This window comes from Paenibacillus sp. TSM33, from assembly GCF_056099025.1.
Window position 1 is genome coordinate 138,792 of sequence record NZ_JBLZXB010000022.1, and the last position, 20,519, is coordinate 159,310.

The 20,519-nt window shown below is 44.4% G+C and carries 13 protein-coding genes; 3 read left to right on the forward strand and 10 right to left on the reverse strand.

Features of this window, described 5'->3' with window-relative positions; translation table 11 throughout:
* The 5 genes from ACN6NF_RS22885 to ACN6NF_RS22905 all read right to left on the reverse strand — a co-directional run bounded on the left by ACN6NF_RS22885 (position 1) and on the right by ACN6NF_RS22905 (position 7,583).
* Positions 1-2,046, reverse strand: coding sequence for an ATP-dependent helicase ComFA (locus tag ACN6NF_RS22885; RefSeq protein WP_474319729.1), 2,046 nt, complete (start codon positions 2,044-2,046; stop codon positions 1-3).
* Between the two features lie 276 nt (positions 2,047-2,322).
* Positions 2,323-2,763, reverse strand: coding sequence for a hypothetical protein (locus ACN6NF_RS22890; RefSeq protein WP_474319731.1), 441 nt, complete (start codon positions 2,761-2,763; stop codon positions 2,323-2,325).
* Between the two features lie 167 nt (positions 2,764-2,930).
* The gene (locus ACN6NF_RS22895; protein WP_474319732.1) at positions 2,931-3,653 is read right to left on the reverse strand and encodes a response regulator; all 723 of its coding nucleotides are present in this window, start codon (positions 3,651-3,653) and stop codon (positions 2,931-2,933) included.
* Between the two features lie 4 nt (positions 3,654-3,657).
* Complete coding sequence (locus ACN6NF_RS22900; RefSeq protein WP_013373402.1) at positions 3,658-4,818, reverse strand: sensor histidine kinase; 1,161 nt, start codon at positions 4,816-4,818, stop codon at positions 3,658-3,660.
* A gap of 47 nt (positions 4,819-4,865) precedes the next feature.
* The gene (locus ACN6NF_RS22905) at positions 4,866-7,583 is read right to left on the reverse strand and encodes a stalk domain-containing protein (protein ID WP_474319733.1); all 2,718 of its coding nucleotides are present in this window, start codon (positions 7,581-7,583) and stop codon (positions 4,866-4,868) included.
* 264 nt (positions 7,584-7,847) lie between these two features.
* On the opposite strand from ACN6NF_RS22905, the gene ACN6NF_RS22910 reads away from it, so the two are divergent.
* The 3 genes from ACN6NF_RS22910 to ACN6NF_RS22920 are packed head-to-tail and all read left to right on the forward strand — an operon-like array spanning position 7,848 to position 13,328.
* Positions 7,848-9,257 (forward strand): efflux RND transporter periplasmic adaptor subunit, encoded by a 1,410-nt coding sequence (locus ACN6NF_RS22910; protein WP_474319735.1) that lies wholly within the window; start codon positions 7,848-7,850, stop codon positions 9,255-9,257.
* Positions 9,254-12,370 carry an efflux RND transporter permease subunit gene (locus tag ACN6NF_RS22915; RefSeq protein ID WP_474319737.1) on the forward strand — a complete coding sequence of 1,039 codons (3,117 nt, stop codon included), beginning with the start codon at positions 9,254-9,256 and terminating at the stop codon, positions 12,368-12,370. Before ACN6NF_RS22910 ends, ACN6NF_RS22915 begins: the two co-directional genes overlap by 4 nt.
* Before the next feature lie 55 nt (positions 12,371-12,425).
* On the forward strand, positions 12,426-13,328 hold the full coding sequence (locus tag ACN6NF_RS22920; RefSeq protein WP_474319738.1) for a TetR/AcrR family transcriptional regulator: 903 nt from the start codon (positions 12,426-12,428) through the stop codon (positions 13,326-13,328).
* 126 nt (positions 13,329-13,454) lie between these two features.
* Here the strand turns inward: ACN6NF_RS22920 and metK are convergent, their stop codons facing one another.
* The 5 genes from metK to ACN6NF_RS22945 form a co-directional block, all read right to left on the reverse strand.
* Positions 13,455-14,657, reverse strand: coding sequence for a methionine adenosyltransferase (gene metK, locus ACN6NF_RS22925; RefSeq protein WP_013373407.1), 1,203 nt, complete (start codon positions 14,655-14,657; stop codon positions 13,455-13,457).
* A gap of 329 nt (positions 14,658-14,986) precedes the next feature.
* Positions 14,987-15,277 carry a small, acid-soluble spore protein, alpha/beta type gene (locus tag ACN6NF_RS22930; protein WP_474319740.1) on the reverse strand — a complete coding sequence of 97 codons (291 nt, stop codon included), beginning with the start codon at positions 15,275-15,277 and terminating at the stop codon, positions 14,987-14,989.
* 136 nt (positions 15,278-15,413) lie between these two features.
* On the reverse strand, positions 15,414-15,995 hold the full coding sequence (locus tag ACN6NF_RS22935) for a hypothetical protein (RefSeq protein WP_474319741.1): 582 nt from the start codon (positions 15,993-15,995) through the stop codon (positions 15,414-15,416).
* 46 nt (positions 15,996-16,041) lie between these two features.
* Entirely contained in the window at positions 16,042-17,574 is a 1,533-nt protein-coding gene (locus ACN6NF_RS22940; RefSeq protein WP_474319743.1) for a stalk domain-containing protein, read from the reverse strand.
* A 99-nt stretch (positions 17,575-17,673) separates the two neighbouring features.
* On the reverse strand, positions 17,674-20,067 hold the full coding sequence (locus ACN6NF_RS22945; protein ID WP_474319745.1) for a copper amine oxidase N-terminal domain-containing protein: 2,394 nt from the start codon (positions 20,065-20,067) through the stop codon (positions 17,674-17,676).
* Positions 20,068-20,519 lie beyond the last annotated feature (452 nt).

Below are 20,519 nucleotides of genomic sequence, written 5' to 3' on the forward strand. Positions count from 1 at the left end.
TTAGTGCTCCACCAATTTCAGATATCCTTTTTTCCGAGCCAGTGCATTCATACGTTTAATCTGTCTAATCGCTCTCTTTTGACCGCTAGTCCATTGAGGGGATATAAAAATAACACTTCCACATGGGTCATCCTTAGATCTTCCCGCACGGCCAGCCATTTGGACAAGGGACGCTTCATCAAAAAGACTGCTGTCCGCGTCTAGTACATACACATCACTCTGTGGAACAGTCACTCCCCGCTCCAAAATAGTGGTTGTGACCAGCACACGTATTTCAGTTGCCCGAAATAAACGCACCTTAGTAGTTCGCTCTTCATCCTGCGATGAGGTACCAGCGATGGGTATATCAGGAAATTGTCTAATCAGCAGTTCCACAAGACCTTGAATATGTGAGATTCGTGTCACAAATAGAAAGACCTGCGCCCCTCGTTGAATGGATACGTTTAGGCGCTGAATAAATGAAGCAGGAAGCTGACCTTTTTGCAGCCACTGATGCAGTGGAGTAGTCCCCAAACGAATGGGGACAGGTAGGGGATGACGATGAAAACGAACGGGAACCTTGGCATGTGGCAGTTGACCACGTGCAGCCTCTTTCTGCAAGGGACGTGGTGGCGTAGCAGACAAGTAAATAAACTTTCCTTCCCGCTTACACACTGCTTGGGCAGCAAAGGCAAGCATTGGATCATTGTGATAAGGAAATGCATCAATCTCGTCAACTACAACCAAATCAAAAGCCTGGCGATAACGCAACAGCTGATGTGTTGTTGCCAGTGTCAGTTGTCCCCTTTGCCACCGTTCTGCACTCCCTCCATAAAGCGTCACCATGCTAACCTGGGGAAAGGCAACTGCCAAGCGAGGTGCCAATTCCAATACTACATCACGGCGCGGTGTTGCTACGAGCGCTGTCCCTCCGCGCTCCAACACATGCTGTAAAAGCGGAAACATCATTTCCGTCTTGCCCGCGCCGGTCACGGCCCAGAGCAGAAAACGTTCAGCCGCAGAATCAGGTACTTGCCGGCCAGCAATCCCCCAAGCGCGCTCGCCAGATTTAGGCGACAACTGCTCGTTGAGGGCAAGAGTGCTGTCATGCACAGCGGCAGCACCTGATTCCTGGCGCGCACGCATGCTGCGCCGGAATAATTCGCGCGCTCGTTGCCATTGACCTTCCGGGCGAGAGCATCTTCGCCCCCCGCCGGGTGGTGCGGCCAAAAAGCGCAGCGCTGTTTCGGCGGCGGCACGTTGCGCAGGGCTCAGCCCCCAGCGGTCGAGATTCGCCGCCGGGGCTGCCTCTGCCGTGCGCGGCATGGCAGGTTTCGCTGCACCGCGCAGCAGCAGTGAGCACTCACGGCTGCGCCCAAGCGTGAGACATGTCTCGCAGTAGGCGCACGCCTTACGACCGCACGATGCGCAGCTTGTGCGGTGCACCTTTCCGCTGCCACAACGGTTGCAGCGGAGTTCATGTCTACGCGCGGCAGACCAGCGCGCGCGTGGTGCTGGAGCGAGACCAGCAGCAAAGCTGAGTCGGCCTTGCAGATATGCAAGTTGCGCAGCTGAACGCCAAGTATGCTCCAAATCCAGGGTTGCCTCTGCTAGAAGTGCTTCAACTTCAGGTACGAACAACTGGCGTCCTGCCAACAAATGAGTCAGCTCGTTCGCTTGTCGTGTTAAACATTCCATATCCAATCCATTTACTCCCGTGGCGAGCTTCCGGTTTTGAATAGAACGTACAGTTCCTATTGTTTCTCGTCCCTCATTCCCATGTTGAGTGCGTGAAACCCATCCTTGGTGTCGGTCCCAAATGTATATATTGTCTACTCCTCCAGATAAGATCCGTTCTCCATTAGAAGATTCAAGAACCAACTCATTCTTTAGCTGTGCAAGAGTATAGGCCCACCATTGTCGATCCCCCCACCGCTCCATACCTGCTAATTCCCTAAATCTTCCACACAGGCTCACTCCCCAAGACAAGGGAAGCCCGTCTCCTAATAACACCCATCTTTCGACAGCATTCTCCCGGTCCTTATCTTGACGCAACCACCATGTCATATCTACTCAAATATCCACAGATAATCGGAGGTTCCAATTCCCTTTATACTTAACTGCATATATTGCAATTTTCATCTTCGTACTCTCCTCTCATTCATCACTTTTCCTAGTTTTTATCACCCCGGAGAACAGCAAAAAAGCACACTTCCATGGCTATTAGCCTGAAGTGTGCTTCACATCAAACAGATTTCAACGAAATCCCTACTGTCTTGCATATGCAGCTGTCTATAAATATTTATATCTGATTTTAAACACGATGTCCACAGATCCCTGTCACTAAGGAACAAGTGGGGCGCCCGCCAACGGGTTTGCTGTTCTAAGATCAATAACAACCTGTTTTTCACCGCCTGACTTCGGCAAAACCGGGTTCCCCGGTGAAAAACGACATGAGATGACTGAGACATCCATATGACTATAGCGCACCAGCCGGGTCAGAATCGGTAGCGTATCGTCTATAGATTCATCATCCAGTACCGTTACATGTAGCGGCCTCCGGTGTAGCCAGGCAAGGATACTCAATGAACGCATCACCCATTCCACACGATCTCCATCATTAGATGTAATCACAATGTAGCGAGTCGCACGATGATCCAGCAATGTCGTGTGTGAATCTTCGCCATTGTGATAAGCCTGAACCGCCTGTCGTATATACATGAGATGCACGACTGCAGCTCCCACACCGTATATAAGCAATATCCAAACCAAGTGAGCCGTCACGAGGGTTCCACCTCCTCCTATAGCGACAATATATGCCGTATAACAGGAAGAGGTGTCACGGTTATGTACTGGACTTCCATACGAGCGGATATCTCGCTCTAAAAGAGAGGCGGTACAGCATTCATATCTAGGCAGCTGTATCGTCTAATGCATGAAAAGACTAGACTTTACAGCGTAACCCATCCATATTTGATGGAGTTAATGACTGCTTGTGTACGGTCATCCACTTCCATTTTTTGCAGAATACTGCTGACATGGTTTTTGACCGTTTTCTCGCTAATGAATAAATATTCACCAATCATCTTATTGCTCTTGCCTTCGGCCATCAGACGCAACACTTCTGCTTCACGGCGAGTCAGCGGATTATTTTCACCTGCGACAAACTTCACGCCTGCTTCCTTAGTATGACCTTCCGCCATAGCCCCTGTTTCATTCAAGTAAGTCATCCGACGAAGCTGCTGAATAAGCTTGCCCGTTACCTTCGGATGAATAAATGCATATCCTTCATGTACTGAACGAATAGCATTAATGAGGGACTCGGCTTCCATATCTTTTAACAGATAGCCATTGGCTCCCTTGCGCAACGTCTCGAATACATAGCTTTCATCATCATGAATGGATAAAATGATCACTTTGACATCCGGGAACATCTCACGTAGTTTTTCAGTTGCTTCTACACCATTTTCAATTGGCATATTAATGTCCATCAGAACAATATCCGGTTTCTCTACGTTGCAGAATTCCAGCACTTGAATGCCGTCGCCGCATTCTCCGATGACCTCAATGTCGTCCTCCATATTCAAAATACGTTTAAGTCCTTCACGGAACAACTGATGGTCGTCCGCTAAGAGAACTTTAATGGGTGCACTACTCAATTCCTGATTTTCCATGTTGTTACTCCTTTCCCTTTTCCACGTTGGTTGGGATATGAATCACTATCTTGGTGCCTTGATTCTCAGCTGATTCGATCTCCATTCTCCCCTCGAGCAGTTCAACCCTTTCCCGCATACCAATCAGACCAAAATGCCCATGGTCTTTGCTTTTTTGCTGAAAAAGCTCTGGCTTAAAGCCCAGACCATTATCCTGCACAACAATTTTTACAAGCTGTGCCTGGTAGGTAATCTCAACAAGCACATAGGTAGGGTAAGCATGCTTGGCAGCGTTAGTCAAAGCTTCCTGGATCAGACGGTAAATGGCTGCTTCCATCGCGGAAGAGAGACGGTGTTCCTTGCCCCTTGTTTCAAAAAGCGCTCTAATCTTCGTTTTTTCTTCAAAATCCTGCACATATTTCCGGAGCGTCGGAATAAGCCCCAGGTCATCCAGGGCCATGGGACGCAAGTTGAAAATGACCTTTCGCATTTCTTCAAGACTGGAGCGAACTTGTTTCTTCAAGTCTACTATTTCGTCCTGAACCATCTTAAATTCCTGCTTGGCGATCATTCTTTCCACAATTTCCGTCCTAAGCACTAGATGCGCAAGGAGTTGCGCAGGTCCATCGTGAATTTCACGGGATATGCGCTTACGCTCCTCTTCCTGAGCCAAAATAATTTTCAGACCAATAAACTGCCGATTTTTGGCCGATTCAATGATCCGCGTCACTTGTCCCAATTCACCCGATAAATATTCCAGCACGACCCCCATCTGCGAACCGATAGTTTCGGCCCGCTCAACTGAAGCCTCGACACTTTTAGCCCGCTTTTGAAGATCATCTCTTCTGGCTTTGAGATACATTTCCTTCTCGCGAAAAATCATCACATCGAGTTGAAGCTGTGTTGCCTTCTCATAAGCCTGCTTGATATCCTCTTCCGAGTAACGGACGAAATCACGACTGACCTCAGTCAACCGAATTCGGGACCGCCGATAGTTCATTTCCAGCTGGTCCACCTTTTCGATCGTTTCTGCCGTTTCCTTCAATACGCTCTGAAGTTCTTGATTTAACGTAACCAGCTCGGTCCGGGCCGTGTCCAATATTTCGAACATCTGATATTTGCTGTTCTCCATCACCTGGATGGCATTTTTAATGACTCGGTCTATGATATCGGCTTGAAAGTCCACAAATGTTCTACTCCAATCCTAGCATTTCAAGTATATATCATACCATATCATGACTGGAGGGTGATGGTCTTCGTTTCTTGTTCCCATTTTACAGTCATCCCTAACTGTTCAGACACAAGCCTCAATGGGACTAAAGTCCTACCTCCTAGCACAATAGGTGCAACATCAGTGCTCTGACGCTTTCCGTTTAGAATCACTTCTTTTTTTCCTACAGTTAAATCCATCAACACACCACCGCGCATAATGGTGATCCGTTGATCGCCCGCATTCCATTTGGCTTGCCCGCCAAATGCGTCCAGCACATACTTGATTGGAACATACGTCGCACCATTGCGAGTCATCGGAGCTGCATCAATCGTTGTTGGCGTTCCATTCACCGTCATTGATTTTTGACCGATCGTCATCTGAGATGTTCCCTTTTTGAGTCCTTCTGTGCCGACCGTTCCCGGTGTATTAAAAGAGATATTATCAAAAGCAACCTTACCTGTCTTAGCGCGTTCATCCTGACCCTCGGCTACATTGACCACATAGAGACGTTTCAGCTTCGCCGGATACGAAATATTCAAACCGCTCATATCTGCGTTAATCGTTTTCCAGCCATTCCAGTCGATCACTTTGGCAAGATCAATATATGCAGTTTTGCCTTGGGCATCCTCCAGTTCCGCACGCAGCCAGTTCAGACTCTTATCCCCTTTGACATCAATCGAGATGGATGTAGCTGCCTGCTCTAGCGTCTTCCCGGATGTGCCGTTTAATTGAGCGTAAGCGTACATTTTACCACTGCCATTCGTCATGTCGTAGCTTAGCTCCAGCACTTTGGAATTGGCATGGTCTCCATCCCCTTGTACAACAGCCGCTGTACCAGTAACACCTTTCGCATTTGAAGTGAAATCAACCGGATACGAAACATTTTCAAAGTTTTCCCAGTTATTCGCACTTGCTCCACCAGCGGACAGGAAGACAACCGCGCTGAAACCATCGTAGCGACCAATGGCATAGCCTGTTTTCACACCCGCATCCACTGTATTTACCGTAAGCTGATTGTCCTTAACACTTCCTTTAAAGCCAATGAACTCCCATTTGAGCGCATCTGATGTAATGCTGACACTCTGTCCATCTTTCGTCTTGGCCGTTATCGGTACTGCGATTTTAGCTCCTGCAGTAAGCGAGCCTGTCCCACTTCCTGCAGTAAGCGATGAAATTTCATCTGCTCCAAGCACGGTGACCTTGGTTGTCGCACTGGCTGAGCCACTGGATGCTGTTACAGTAGCAGTTCCCGGTTTGGCCCCCTTCACAACACCGCCGCTCACGGACACAACAGCCGGGTTACTGGACTTCCACGTCACTTGTACTTTCGAGGTATCAAATGGATTGTAGTAGTTGTCGTAGCCTTTAAAGGAGTAGCTTCCGGTCTGACCAATCAGCAGCGTTTTATTGCCCTTGATGGTAAAGCCTTTGAGCGTTCCTTTAGGAGCAGTGGTATATACTCCCACTCCGTTTACGATGCTACGTTGCTCTGTACCATATTCTGTATTAAATGTAAGCCCCGCTGTCGTATCTCCCAAGTCACGAGTTACCATGGTAGTAGAGCCGCCCCCATCGAGGTTCATCCCCTTCCAGACACCAATATCTTTCATCAGTGTTTGCAGCTCACTCAGGGATACACCAACACTGTTCCCATTCTTCTCAACGGCAATGACATATGCGTATCGTTTGTCACGGGAATAACCCAAAGCCGTACGTGCACGCGTCCCGCCTATACTTGTTGTACTTCGGGAGAACGAAGTCTTCTGTCCGTCATTTACTAATATGGTATGTCCACCGATCATCATTTGTAGGTTGGAAGGATCTACTTCACTCCCTGTCGATTTGACGCGAAGGTGATAGCTCGTTTCTACGGTCTGTCCTACGGTTAGATGCGTTTTTGCATAATCCGCTGCTTTACCGTGTGTACGTAAAATATAGCCATCCTGTGGAACAGTCATATTCAATGTAGCATTCTCGGAGACTTGCGTAACTACGCCATTTTGTACCAATATTTCAGTAGGCGTTGTCGAACTGTTTTTAGGTCGCTCAATTGCCTTCCAAGCAGATGTATAAATATACATAGCATTAGAGTGGCTATAACTGCTCCCACTTGTCTCAGGCGAGTAGGAGGCCTTGTTCATCCCTGCCAAAGAGAAGGAAGACCCATCTCCAGCTTTTACTGTACCTTCGAAAGTAAATTGCTCAACCATCGGTGAGCCATCCTTCGTTACAGCAAAGGCATACATTCCCGTTAAATCAGAGGGAGTAGACATTAGCACCCCCTTGGATACCTGTCCACCGATCGGCGCTCCCTCGCTAGATGTATTAAAATAATCCCCGTTCACACCAGCAACCGCACCAGTCTCTTTTGCCATACCGCCTGTACTCTGACGGGTCGTAAACTGTCCATTCTTCCCAGTCATGACATCCAGCTTTACGTACGGATTTTGCAAGTCTACTCGAATGATATCAGCCAGCGCTGTTCCCTTGGACCCTTTAAAACGATATTTCAATAGTGTTGCGCCCGAAGTAATGATCTCCTCACCCAATTTTACCGTTGAACCGGAGGCTGCACTCGCGATTGGAGCAGATATCCAATTATTTAACGGGATTAGAACCCCAGTTCCAGCAACCGGACCGACCCATAATACTCCTGCCAGCGTTAATACAGCCCATCTTTTAGCGATTCCTTTGCCATCTACTTTCACATTGATCTGTTTTCTATTACTTAAAAACATTTGGATAATAGCTCCCATCTTCTTTGTATTCAAACGGATTAATCCGCACATGTACTCTACCAATAAACAAAAAAATCCTCTTATGTTAATAGACTTATTATAAAGGCAAAAGTTCCGAAATCCCGCCAACTAATTCATAAAATCCAAAACAGTGAATTGACGAATGCAATATGGGCGCACTATAATACACATGAACTACAGAGTTCATTTTAAACTAATTAGTTTAAACTCGATTTTATGACCCTATCGGAAGGATGGATAATCATGAATAAACAACGGGCCATCATCATACTCACCTTATCAATGAGCCTCGCAATTGCCGGATGTTCCACCGGAAAAAAAGATGCTGCTTCAGGTTCATCCGGACAGCCGACCGTTGTGCGCACCACAATCGTCAAAAATACACCGCTCCATACCGCCTATGACTTGTCAGGCACCCTTCAGGCTTATGAGGAACGGACACTGGCCTTTCAAAATGGAGGTATTGTCGCTAGCGCAGAGGTCACTACTGGCACTCTAGTCCAAAAAGGGGCAATCATTGCCCGTCTTGATGATGCTGACTACAGGCTACAGGTTGCACAGACAACAGCCTCTATCCAAGAAGCTCTGGCCGGTATAGATAATGCACAGGCTAACCTACAGGCAGCAGCCTCTGCGATTCAATCTGCCGATGCAGGTATTACGAGTGCTCGTGCAAATGTCAGCAAGGCCAACAAGGGCGCGCGCGCTCAAGAAAAACAGCAAGCACAAATCACTGTCGATAAGGCACAAAGCGCCTATAACAAGGCCAAGACGGACAGCGAGCGGACGCAAAAACTGTTTGAGGCGGGTGCAGCTACCGCGTCGGATAACGAGAACGCCCGCCTGAATGCTACTGCTGCTCTTCAAAATCTAGAGCAAGCGAAAGCTTCCTTATCTCTTTTGCTGGAAGGGGCCACAGCCGAAGAGCATCAATCTGTCCAAGCTTCCTTTCAGGATGCGATTGCAGGTAAAACTAAAGCTCTTGCAGCCAGTGAACAAGCAGAGGCTTCCCAAAAACAAGCACGTGCCAACTACGAGAAGGCCCTTGTCGCCAAAGACCAGGCAGAGCTGGCACTATCACGCACCCGTTTAACTGCTCCCGTGAACGGCGTAATCTTAGACAAAATCGTGAATACAGGTGATTTGGTCGCGTCGGGCCAAGCCGTCTATCGCATAGGCTCCATCGACCGTCTTAAAGTACTCCTTCCCGTACCAGACAGTGAAATTAAGGATTGGAAAAAGGGACAACAGGTGAAGGTGGCGCTATATGATGAAACTCGTCAAGGTACGGTGTCCAACATCTATCCTTCAACTAGTACCGATACGGGGCGGGTTAACGTAGAGATTATCATTGCCAATCCACAGCGAGACTGGTTACCCGGTCAAGTCATTAAAGCTGCGCATCAGGTGACAGGCAAGAATGGGATTCTCGTGCCTGCTGAAGCAGTCATCAATACGGGAAGCAAGTCTTTTGTTTTCAAAGATGTTCAAGGAAAAGCGGTTAGAACCCCTGTGGAGCTTGGCAATCAGGTTGTAGATAATCAATTGCAAATTGTATCCGGGCTTCGAGAAGGAGAGCGTATTGTCATTAAAGGGGCAGAATCCCTGTTTGATGGAAATGCGATTCAGACGGAGGAAGGCGGACGTCCATGATTGAGTACATCGTAAAAAAACGAAAAATAACATTGCTGTTTTTTGTCATGCTGATTGTAGTTGGAGCGTTCGGTTTTTTCCAGTTACCACAGCAGGAAATGCCAGACGTGACCATACAGAATGCTATGGTCACAACCGTTTACCCCGGTGCTTCACCACAAAAAGTAGAACAAACCGTAACTAAAGAGCTGGAGAAGCGCATCAAGGAAGTTGAAGGTGTCAAAACGATTAATTCGACTTCTGGAAACGGATTCTCCTCTATTTTAATCGAGTCCAAAAATGGAGTCGATCCTCAAACGGTTTGGGACAATATGCGTAAAAAGGTGCAGGATGCACAAGCTGATCTTCCTCAAGGTGCTGAGGTACCTGTTGTAAATGATAAGCTGACCAGCTCGTTTATCGGCTCTTATGCCCTGACCGCCGACTCATCTGCACCCCTGTATAAACTAAATGACTTAACCACCACCTGGAAAGATCAGCTTAACACAATTTCCGGCGTATCCAGTGTCAAATTCAATGGTCTTCCCGACCAAGAAGTACGTGTCCATATCGACAACCAGAAGCTCCAGCAATATCAGTTGTCGTGGGGACAAGTGGCACAAGCGATCCAATCTCAGATCAATCGAGTTCCTACTGGTAATATTGAATACAACGGACGTACTTATCAACTCATTGTTCGTGAAACCGAAAAAGCTGATGAATTAAATCAAGTCATTTTGACACGTACACAAGAAGGTAATCCTGTTTATTTAAGAGATATTGGAACAACTGAGCTGGCACATCCTGAGGCAGAATATTTCGCTTATGTAGAGGGTAAACCGGCCATTACGCTAAGTATCGGAGCGGAAACAGGCACAGACATCCCCTCTATGAGCGAAAAGGTCAATACCAAGCTCAAAGAGCTGGAGAAAACACTCCCCGCAGGTGTTCACTTGCAGACTCTTTTTGCACAAAAGGATCAGGTAAACCATATCTTTGACGACTTAAAGCGTGAAACGATTCTGGCCATTGCGGCTGTTATTCTCGTTTGTATGTTGGGCTTGAATTTACTCACCTCTGCTTTTGTCGCCCTGGCAATCCCTATTTCGGTTTCGATTGCCATTATCTTTTTACCTATGTTCGGCATTACTTTAAATCAGATTTCCGTTGTCGGTCTGATCATTGTACTCGGCATACTCGTAGATGACGCTGTAGTGGTAAACGATAACATCGAGCGCAGACTTACAGAATTAGGGGAACCACCCTCCGTTGCAGCTATAAAAGGTACCAAAGAGGTCATGCTTTCCATTTTGGTTGCAACTCTGGCCACCATCTCAGCTTTCGCTCCATTGTTGTTCCTTCCCGGAAATGTAGGTGCCTTTATTAGACCCATTCCCGCTATTGTTTCTCTGACCATGTTAGCCTCTATGATCATGTCTCTCACGATCATCCCTATTTTTCGAGAATGGTATGAGAAGCGCAGACAGACTCGTCATCCTCAGGGAAAATCAAAACCAGTAGGCTTGCTCGGTCAGCAGATTCACTCTTTAAACAAGCTTTATTCACAAAAGCTGATGCCTAAAGTCATTCAGCGTCCCTTGCTGACGGCTATGGTTGGACTCATGCTTGGAACAGCTGCTTATGGATTAGTTCCCTTTACATCCGTTGAGCTTTTTCCTGAATCGGAAGACCCCCATGTTGCACTAAATGTAAAAATGCCTGTAGGCACTTCCATTGCGGAAACCGATCAGGTTGTTAAAGATCTTGCAGGCTGGATCAAGAAACAACCTGAAACATCCAAGGTCGTTTACAGCGCAGGGGGGACTGCTCCCCAACTGTTTAGTGACATTAATAGCATGGGTGGGAATATTACTTATAACGAAACCGTAGGTCAGATTGCTGTCGTCGGAAAAGAGAATGTATTCGATCTCAATTCGACAGTTGATGCCTGGGAACAACATGTTAAGAAATTCTACCCTGGCGTTACGGCTACCATGTATGTTCCCCGTCTTGGGATTCCAGTAGGTAAACCCGTTTCTATTCGTATCTCAGGTCAGGATCTGAATGAACTGCAAACCCTTGCCCAAAAAGCAAAGGAGCAGATCGCGACAGTAGAGGGCACAACGGGCATCGTTGATGACATAGGAATTGAACGATATGCCCTCGAACTTGAGGTCAACAAACAAGCCATGGATCAGTATCTAGTAAGCTACACAGATTTGACTCGTACCCTTCTTCTGTTAAAAGAAGGAGCCCAAGTCAGTCAATTTGATACTGGAAGCAGTCTGGTAGATATCAAAATGTATTTGAATCATAGTAACGAAGAGCCAAGTAAGCTTTTCCAACAACTAAGTGTAGTGAATGCAGCCGGAAAGCAAATTCCATTAAACCAGCTAGTACAGATTAAGCCGTCATTTGCTATTCAGCAAATCAAGCATTACAATATGGAGCGGACGATTACAGTCGAAGCCGACTTGAACGGACGAACTGCAAGCGAAGCCATGGTAGATGTGAAAGGCAAACTGGCACAAATGAAGTTCCCTGAAGGCTATAAATGGGAGGTAGGCGGTGAAACATCCGATCAGTCTACCATATTCGCGGATTTAGGGAAGCTGGCGATCGTTGTAGTCTTACTCATTCTACTCTTGATCACGATGCAGTTTTATTCACTCTCCATTCCTATTATTATTATGACGACCGTGTACCTAGCAGCAGCCGGCGGGATCATTGGTATTTTTCTGACTGGTATGCCCATCGGTTTTATGAGCATCATGGGAATTATCGCACTTGCGGGTATTGTTGTGCGGAATGGGATTGTCTTAATTGAATTTATCGAGGATGCAAGACATGAAGGAATGGAATTAAAGGAAGCCGTAATACAAGCGGCCGCTGCTCGTTTCAGACCAATTTTATTGACTTCCCTGGCTGCCATTGTAGGTATGATTCCCTTAGCACTATTGGGAAGTCTGCTGTTTAAGCCACTGGCGTTCACCGTCATTTTCGGTTTGTTATTTTCAACCTTGTTAACTTTGTTTGTGGTGCCATCCTTGTATATGATCATGGCCAAGTATAAGATGCACCGACAACTCAAAAAACAGCAGCACACAGTTATTACACGTGACCAACCTTTGTAATGTATGAAGTGGTAAATCCGCATGCTGTCGAGTTGGTTCCTGGAGGGAAGTATGTATGGAAAGTAAAAAAAATGATATTTTACAGGCGGCCATTCGGCTGTTCTCCAGAAAAGGCTATTATTCAACATCTGTTGAGGAAATTGCCAAAGAAAGTGGGATGGCAAAGGCCTCCTTCTATAAATACTTTCAAGGGAAAGAAGAACTGCCTTTGGAAATGTGTATCATTCTGGAGAATAACATTGAACAAGACATCCGAGCTCTCTACAGTAAACCTGATCTTTCTAAGCACGATAAACTGCATGGTTTTATTGTACTCTACTTGAAAAATCTCGTTGAAAATAAAGTGTATCTCATGATGGATCTTCCTGAGCCTTCCATGCTTATTTTTCAGAATGAACAACTCAATGGTGCGTTTGAACAGCATGAATACAAATTGTACAAATGGGTTCGCGACTGCCTGATTGATATTTTTGGACCAGGCATTGAAGATCATGCATGGGATATAACCTTTGTACTGAAAAGCATTGTGTTTGAATATATTCGCTTCTTTGCCGATCGGATGAATGATGAAACCATTGAGCATCTAACACAGTTTATCATCTTCTTATCCAGTTCCTTGGCAACCAGCCTGAGCAGTGCTGATCCCGCTCCACATTTGTTCTGGAGCAAGAAAGGCTGGTTACCCGAGAGCGCGCTAAGTAATCCCTTTGACCAAGGTCGTCAAATTAACGGCCTGCTCCACTCCCTGGAAGATAGTATACTGCTTTCTTCGTGGAGCGCAGTGGAGAAACAGGAGTGTCAGCAAATTTATGCTCAATTAAAGGAAGAGGCTCTGAAGTCGAACCCTCAGAAAGGTCTCTTAAAAGCTCTTTTTGCGTATTTGGAGCAATATAAGGAAGTACAGAAGGTGTGTCATTTACTTAGAAATTTATTGGGTCTCGCACCGATATCCGAATAGTGGTGCGAAATTAAGTACACCGTGGCAAGTTCATCGTTAATAGCAAAGCATATCAAAAAAGACTGTCTCATGCATAGCATGAACAGTCTTTTTAGGTTAATGCGTTATTTTGATAACTTACGAGGATTATAACCCCGCTTGCTCTCTCAGAATTTCCGCTTTATCTACACTCTCCCACGGTACATCCAGATCTGTACGTCCAAAGTGGCCGTAAGCAGCTGTTTGCTTGTAAATTGGACGACGCAGATCCAACATGCGAATGATACCTGCTGGGCGAAGATCGAAGTTATTTCGGATCAGTTCGACGAGTTTTTCATCACTGACTTTCCCTGTGCCGTATGTATCGACGTTAATCGAAACAGGCGTAGCTACACCGATGGCATAAGCAAGCTGTATTTCAACCTTGTCAGCCAATCCAGCTGCCACGAGGTTTTTCGCTACATAACGAGCAGCATAAGCAGCAGAACGGTCCACTTTTGTTGGATCTTTACCCGAAAATGCTCCCCCGCCATGACGTGCATAACCACCGTACGTATCCACAATAATTTTACGGCCTGTCAGACCTGCATCCCCTTGAGGACCACCGATAACGAAGCGTCCTGTTGGATTAATGTAGTACTTGGTTTGCTCATCTAGCAATTCAGCAGGAACAACTGGCAAAATAACCTTTTCCTTGATGTCTGCTTGAATCTGTTCCAAAGTTGTATCTTCTGCATGCTGCGTAGAAACCACAATAGCATCAATACGAACAGGTTTTCCATTTTCATATTCTACCGTTACTTGAGTTTTACCATCTGGACGAAGGTAATTCAGTGTTCCATCCTTACGCACTTCAGACAAGCGTCGTGCAATACGGTGAGACATAGCGATAGGAAGAGGCATTAGCTCAGGTGTTTCGTTCGTAGCAAAACCGAACATTAATCCTTGGTCACCAGCCCCAATGTTTTCTGTTTCCTTATCTACTTCAGCAGGATCACGGCTTTCCAGGGCAGCGTTAACCCCTTGCGCAATGTCTGGCGACTGTTCATTCAAAGAAGTCAGTACAGCGCAAGTATTATAGTCAAAACCGTATTTTGCACGTGTATACCCAATTTCCTTAATCGTATTACGAACAATGGATGGAATATCCACGTATTCCGATTTGGAGCTGATTTCACCAATGACGAGAACGAGACCGGTAGCTACCGATACTTCACATGCTACCCGTGCATTAGGGTCATTAGCCAAAAAGGCGTCCAATACAGCATCGGATATCTGATCACAAATTTTATCCGGATGGCCTTCTGTTACAGACTCGGACGTGAACAAATGACGACCTTTTACAGACATGAATTTCAACCTCCCACAATTAAAATATATCAGGATTTTTAATAAATCCTAACATGGCATGGCATTATTCAGTTACCTTCAACTCAACAAATAACGGAAGATATCTTTTACACCGGATTAACAAAAAATGAACCTTTTCCGGTAGGAAAAGGTTGCGTACAAGCCTCAAATGCCATGATATCCTATTTAAAACTAGGTGTCAATTCATGTCATCCAAATAACAAAATTCGAAAATGAAGTGAGTTTACATGCGAACCGTTATGATCCACATGTAAATAGATACAGTTTATACCTACTATTTGTTTAAAATCTATATCAATAATTACAAATTATAATGTACCAAATTCAGACAGGCTACGTTCAGCGGATTGTATCAATCGTTTAGTAATTTCTCCACCAACGGAGCCATTTTGTCTTGAAGTTAAATCGCGCCACGCTACATTTTGATTCCTTGTATACTCCCCCAATTCTGCAGCAAATTCACTGTCAGCATTCGGACGGATATGTGCATATTGAGGATTATAAACAGGTAACCCAAACTCGGCAGCAATTTCATACTTCAAATCATCTAACCTGGCACGGCTTTCGGGAATTAATCGTCTTTGACCTCTTGACGCCATCGTATGCACCCTCCATTCAATGAGTTATTTTTCATGAAGTTAGTGTGCAGTGTTTAAAGTCAACTTAGCCAAGAACAATTTGCTATCCCAAGCAGTATTTAAGAAAAAGAGTACCTTAAAAAGAGATAGACACCAGTTATTGAACAGTATAGCCGCCTCGTACCATAACGACTAGGCCAAACTTCTGCCCTTCTTTTACCTGAATACCTCTTCCTTCTCTAGGAAAGGATAATAAATGATTTTTTTCGACAGCCTGATTATGAACAATTTCCGTTCCAGAAGTAATATCAATAGCACCACTGGCATCCATACTGTACACAACAGCATTTCCATTACGCAAAATAAATTCTGCTCCTGCTTTGGCAATCAGTTTCTGACCAGGCTTTACATCAACAACCTTCAAAGCCTCTGACTGCTCCGCTGTTGAACTTTTAGCTGCATTAGAGGTTCCTGAAGATGTTGTATTGGAAGTAGTGGAGTTTGCTGCTGGAGCAGTCGAACTAGTTGTTTTACTACTAGTACTGCTAGCAGTTGCCCCACCTTTGATGGCCTGAGCAATTTTTTGGTCAACATAGCTTTTGGTTACGACTGGATCATCAGCTGTTCCAGGTTGTCCAGAACTGGAGGCTCCATTAACTGAACTGTTCATCAAAGAGCCAGCCACAATTCCTCCTCCAAGTAAAACAACAGCCAACGATATTTTATAGCGTGATTTCATGAAATCCTCCTACTGCAGGTTATAACAAGTATAGGTTAGGCGTAAATTATTGTGCGCTTGCTCCAGCGGAACCTTGCATAGCCCAAGGCTTATTGTAAGCCAGCTTCAAAGTATCAATACTTGAGACAATATCTTCCGCTTGTTGTTCAGCAGTAGTCACTTTCAAATTAGCCTCGTAAACCTGAAGCTCTGTTGCCAATCCAACATCAAATTGCTTTTTAGCCATATCAGCAGCACTTCTTGCACTTACCAAACCAGCTTGAATCTGTGAGTACTGACTTTCCAATGCTTTAATGTTGTTATAAATCGTTCTTACAGCCTCTTCCAGTTGTCTCTTTGTGCCTTCTGTAGCATACTGAGCCTTTTCAACATTAAGTTGTTCAGCTTCATAAGGGGTATTTCCAGGAGTACTAAAGTTATAAAGCTTCAAGCTCAATTCAGCCAAATCGACTTTTTGCTCACTCAACCAAATGGCAGTACTGCTAGTGAGTACTTGGCTTACTTTTGTCTCCACATTATCTTTAAATTCAGAATAAACAGGCTTATCCTTCAATTCATAACGTTGCTCTGGTTTGTAGCCAATCAATTGATTTAAAGATACATATGCACTATCCAAATCTTTTTTAGCTTTATCCAAAGCTGCTTGATTTTGAGTCAACTGATTAGTCGCTTGGGTAACCTCATAATCACTTGACATTTGATTATCTCTCTTGATTTGTGCAACTTTAAGCTTGCGCTCAGCATCTTCAATATTCAATGCTGCGAGCTTAACGGCATTTTGTTTTTGAAGGAGCTTGTTATAAAGATCCTTCACATTATATTCAATACTTTCTTTGGTCATTTCCAGATTCTTTTTGGTAGCCTCATAATTAAGGTTCGTTTGGGCATAACCTTTGTAAGCTTTATCTTGACCCTCATTACCTGCTTCTGCTGGAACAAAGTCAATATTTTTGCCTGTCTCTTTTAAAATTTTTCCTGCCTGATCAATACTCACTTCTCCTGTTTTCACTGAAGTACTATCAGCAATAGCCAGTTTGACTGCATCGTCATAGGTCAAGGAGTCATTATAGTAAGTATCATAAGTAACTTTGGTCACAGGAGCTGCAAGTGGCTTACTAGACAAGCTATTGGTGTCAGTAGCACTACCACTACCTTGATTCGAAATTGTCACTGTTCGTGTAGTCTGATCCCAATTTACTTTGGCGCCTAATGATTGGCTCACAAAACGTAAAGGAACGAGCACTTGACCCTTTTGAATTTGAGTTACTGCATCGAGCTGTACAGGATTACTGTTTTTATAAGCAAGTTTGGAGCCAATATTTAAAGTTAATGTATCGTCATTTTTAGATGCTGTTACTTTTTTAGCCTTGCTGTCCCACTCCACTTGCGCTCCCAAGCTTTCAAAAACACCACGAAGAGGCACCAAGGTTGTATTTTGACTGACTATCGGAGACTGTGTATATTGCTGAGTCACACCGTTAATAATAACCTTTATATCACCTGACTGAGCTCCTGCAAGATTAGCAAACGCAGAACTAAGAACCAATGTGGATAGTAATGCCACTCCAAAACGTTTCATAATTTCTCTCCTTTGTCAATAAGACTAATAAAAGAAAAGGGCTCCAAAAGGAACCCTCTTCTCATCTAATTCAGTTAACTCAAAAGAGTTGCTCTTAAATTAGTTGTTGTTTTCAACAGTTACTGTTTTAGCAGTTGCATCATAGTTGATGGATGCATCCAGCGCTCTGCTCACCCAGAAGATAGGCAGTACAGTACGGTTTTTGTTAGTTACAGCTTTAACGTCCATACGAATCACAGAACCGTTAACAGTCAACAGGTTAGTGTTCAGTTTGATTTGAGCAACGCGGTCACCTTTAATCAGGGTAACTGTGGAAGTTGCTTTGTCAAACAGGATGTTTTGTGGGGATACACCCAAAGCTTCAGCTGCATAACGTACTGGCAAGTAAGTGCGTCCGTTTTCAGCATAAGCAGCTACATCAGCTGTTTTAGATTCGCCGTTCACAGTGTAGGAAGTGCTTCCCAGTGTGAAGACAGCTTTAGTTTTAGTAGCACCTGGAGCTGGAGTTCCAACAGTTGCGATTGCTACTTCAGCAGCTGCAGTGTTGTTGTCTTTCCAGTTTTGAGTGTTGTCAGTTGCGCCTTTGTATGCAGTGTAAGAAACTGCGCTACCTTTCAGCTTAGCAACGATGTCGCCTTGAGCTACAGTACGGTCAACAGTCAGCTTAGGAGCAGAGATTGTGATTGTACTTGGAGTAGCACTTTCGCTGTCGATGTAGAAGCTCAGACGGCCTTTGTTACTTTCGCCGTAAGTATCAGTAGATACGCTCTTCACTTTAACGTCACCAGCTGTAACTTTTACTTCTGGAGTAGAAGCAAAACGTACACCTGTTGGCAATTCCAAGATTACTTCGCGGCTACCATCTTTCTTAACGAAAGCTTCTTTAGCAGCTTCAGTGATTGTAATATCGCCAACTTGTTGATCACCCAGACCGATTGTCAGGGTTGGCTTGGAAGCAGCAGCCAGAGTAACTGCTTGTTTCACAGTTGCAACCTTAACATTACCGCTCAAACCTTGGCTACCAGCAACTTCAACATTCAGATCGCCAGAGAAACCTGGTTGCGTAGCAACTTCAACGTTTCTCAATTTCAAAGTACCAGCATCAGTTGTGCTGTTAGGGTTGTTGAAAGTCAACTTCAAAGTACGTTTGTCAGAGTCAGTGTAAGATACCTCTGCTCCACCCAATCCGTTAGTATTTTCCATAGAACCAGCGAAGCTGTTTCCTGGGTTGTTACTCTTGAAAGTTTCCTGCCAACGAGCACCTTCAGGCAGGCGCAAAGTTACAGTGCGTCCTTTTACAAAGGATTTAGCAACAGTTTCTTTAATTACGATGTCGCCAATTTTTTGTTCGTCATGTCCAGCAAGGATAGTTGTCGGAGTAGCTACAGTAACACCACCACCGATTTCGCCATAGTTACCAACAACAAGAGAGCTAACATCAGTTGTTGCATTACCAGAAACGCTAACAGTAACATCGCCTTGTTTAGCATTTGTTTCATCATCTACATGGAATTTAACTGGCAATTGGAAAGAATTTTGTTTAGAGCTTTTCACAGTATCTTTCAATCTTACAGTAAGAGTATCACCATCGGATTTAGCATCAATGTCAGCAGCTTTTATATCACCAAAAAGAATTGCTGCTGTACCGGAAGCATCCCATTTAAAACCACTTGGCAATTTCAACTTGATATAGTTACTACCTGTCAAAGAACCTGCAGTTTCCTCTTTAACTTTCAATGTTGCAGTGAAGTTATCTTCACTGGAAACTGTGTCGTTTGCAGCGAGAGAAACTTGACCAGAAGAAACAACGTTTGCGATTGTAATTTCACCGCTAGTCAAACCGCTATTGGAAGCTGCATCAATAGCTGCTTTAACTGGACCGTTACTTGGACCAGCTACATTAATTCTACTAAAGTTCAAGAAGAGAGTAACATCATCTTTAATGTTATCTTGACCCGTAAAAGTGATTTTTGCGGAGTTTACGTTAACTGGTTTACCATCAGTGTCATAATTGTTGATGATTGGAGCAACTGTAATACCAGTATCTTTATTATCATCAAAATCAGCGTATACACCCAAGCCATAAGTAGCATCACTTACACTACCTGTGCCATTAGTTGTACCAGTTACACCAGCAATTTTCGCAACATCGCTACTGTTAAAATAAAAACCTTTAGGCAAAGTAACAGTAAAAGAAGAACCTTCTCTTACAGAAGCTTTGCTCACTGTAATTTTCACTCTGCTATCAAGATTAGTGAAGTTTTCAGCGTTTCCACTAATAGTAGGAGTATTCACAGCTGTGAAACTAGAAGATGCATGGATAGCAGTTGGTGCAGTCAATGCTGCGATTGGAGCTGCAACACCAGCAACCAATGTTGCTGTTGCCAGCACGTTGATCATTTTTTTGTTAAACTTTGTCATAACCTTTTTTTCTCCTCCTTGAATATAAACAGAAATATTATTTTTGTCTTTTTGTCGGATCTTGTCACTCATCAGTCGTTACACCTCCTTTCCGAGCTTTATGAGAACCCTTATAAAATGATATCTGTGACAATATCACAGAAGCTTGGAATCTAGTTGAAAGAAAGCGTCCATTTATGACGTACTCCAGTATTATACAATGTGATAACAATGCAGTAAAGATTTTTTTTAGCGAATTTTGTCTTTACGCTTTTGTACCCCTTTGTTTCATACTCACCCAATTAGACGTAGCATGGGTCTAAAAAGTTGCGTCTGTTTCAAAAAAAATTTTATTTTTTTGATTATGTATTCCGCTTTCCACAGTCATAATTATACTATTGAACCTGTTCCTCCGTCATCCTACAACTTTTACCTTCTCAACCTTAAATGTACAAGGGTAATTTCTGTACATTAATCAGGTCTTTAATGGAGTATATTCGTAACGAATAATCCATAGAATACATAAAGTACATAAAGACTATAGA